Source organism: Escherichia sp. WS1450 (assembly GCF_046487395.1).
GTDB lineage: Bacteria > Pseudomonadota > Gammaproteobacteria > Enterobacterales > Enterobacteriaceae > Escherichia > Escherichia coli.
In genome coordinates, this window is the sequence record NZ_JBJQJO010000097.1 from 1 (window position 1) to 1,975 (window position 1,975).

A 1,975-nucleotide genomic window follows, 5' to 3' on the forward strand; every position below is an offset into this window, starting at 1 on the left:
GCAGCCCTGACCTCTTTCCTGACGGGAATCACTGAGCCTGTTGAGTTCTCCTTCCTGTTTGTCGCGCCCGTATTATACGTAATTCACGCCTTCTTCGATGGTCTGGCGTTTATGGTCGCCCATATTTTACATATCACTATTGGGCAAACCTTTTCGGGCGGGCTTATCGATTTCCTTCTCTTCGGCGTGTTGCAGGGGGAAGCTAAAACAAACTGGATGTATGTCCCCATAGTGGGAATACCGTGGTTCTTCCTTTACTACTTTACTTTCCGCTATTTGATTAACCGCTTTGGCTGGCTGACGCCGGGGCGTGAGAACGTAACCCAGGTTGAATCCGGCCAGCCTCAGAGTGAACGCGCAGCGGCAGTCATTGCCGGGCTGGGAGGCAAAGAGAATCTGGAAGAGGTGGACTGTTGCGCCACGCGCCTGCGCGTGACGGTTAAAGAGAGCAGTAAGGTAGATGAAGCTGCGCTGAAAGTGGCCGGAGCGCGTGGCGTGATTATTCGCGGCAACGGCGTTCAGGTGATTTATGGCCCTCATGTCACCATCATTAAAAACGAAGTCGAAGAGATTTTATCGTAATGAAAACTGTACTGGATTCCCTGAAAGGTAAATTAATCGTCTCCTGTCAGGCTCTGGAAAATGAGCCTCTACATAGTCCGTTTATTATGTCACGTATGGCGCTGGCGGCAGCACAAGGTGGTGCTGCAGGTATCCGTGCCAACAGCGTGGCGGATATTAGTGCTATCAAAGAGATTGTCTCCCTTCCGATGATAGGGATTATCAAACGCGATTACCCTGGCAGTGAGGTGTTTATCACGGCCACTCTCCGGGAAGTGGATGAGCTGATGACCGTTGAGCCGGAAATTATTGCCCTGGATGCTACTGCGCGCCCGCGCCCTGGTGGTCAGACGCTGGAAGAACTGGTCACGCAGATCCGCGCTCGCTACCCGTCCATACTTCTGATGGCAGATATAGCAACAGTAGAAGAGGCAGTGACAGCTGAACGTCTGGGTTTTGACTGTGTGGGCACTACGCTCTACGGCTATACCGCAGAAACTGCCAGGCATGTGCTGGCGGAAAATGACTGTGGATTCTTACGTGAGGTCCTGAAAGCGGTCAGCGTTCCGGTCGTGGCGGAAGGGAATGTCGACACCCCGGAGTGCGCCGCACGTTGCCTGACATTAGGCGCTCATACCGTGGTGGTTGGGGGGGCAATCACTCGTCCGCAGCAGATAACGACACGCTTTATTGCAGCGATCGCCTCGTAAAGCACCGATGAGGCATGATATTTTGCTGGGAATAAGCGATAATTATCGCTTATTCCATATTGAGAGTGCTATGCAGTTCCCGATTAGCTCGGCAGGGGCTAAATCATGGTTATCCGGTCATGCTGCGCATGGATAATCGCTCGGAATTTAACACTCTCGCGCTGACACTGGCTGAATGGGCATAGATACTCGCAGTAAAACGAGAGCTCAGCCAGCCTGGTCGAGTTACCCCTGATAGAGGAATACTGATCCTACCCCATGTAATGTGGACACAAGCCTAAGTGATGTTCTGGTTTTCAAATTGTTCCGTACTGAGACCACCACACCAGCTGTGCCCTAACAGGCACAGTTTCAGCACTCCTAAGCAACCGTAAAATGGCACCAGTTTCACAAGCAATTGTGCTCATTATTATTGCTATAACAAAAACCTTTTTTTCTGATGAATGAATTATTAATATAATTCTGATCAAACACCTGTTTTTTTAACCTACAGAAGGAGTTATTATGAAAAAATACTCTTCTCCCGTCCTTGCACTCATTCTTGTTAGCAACAGTATGGTATCCTCCGCTGCCACAAAAGAAATCTCAAAAACAGCTTATGTCTGTAATGGAAATAAGACAATGGAGGTGGTCTATATCAACACCACTGCTGGGAACTCATATGCAGTGATTAATCAGATGGATGAGATGATACCTATGCAGCT

General features: G+C 49.4%; 2 protein-coding genes and 1 pseudogene. All 3 read left to right on the top strand.

Going from position 1 to position 1,975, the window contains the following annotated elements:
- Positions 1 to 582: glucose PTS transporter subunit EIIB (locus ACJHYR_RS27550; RefSeq protein ID WP_410233203.1), on the top strand; the 582-nt coding region annotated here is incomplete at its 5' end.
- Complete coding sequence (locus ACJHYR_RS27555; RefSeq protein WP_000859647.1) at positions 582 to 1,271, top strand: N-acetylmannosamine-6-phosphate 2-epimerase; 690 nt, start codon at positions 582 to 584, stop codon at positions 1,269 to 1,271. The genes ACJHYR_RS27550 and ACJHYR_RS27555, both read left to right, overlap by 1 nt.
- A 504-nt stretch (positions 1,272 to 1,775) precedes the next feature.
- Positions 1,776 to 1,975, top strand: a pseudogene (locus tag ACJHYR_RS27560) (lysozyme inhibitor); the annotation flags it as partial.

Coding starts and splice junctions, on each gene's coding strand:
- ACJHYR_RS27555 (WP_000859647.1), top strand. CDS start 582: ATGAAAACTGTACTGGATTCCCTGAAAGGTAAATTAATCGTCTCCTGT.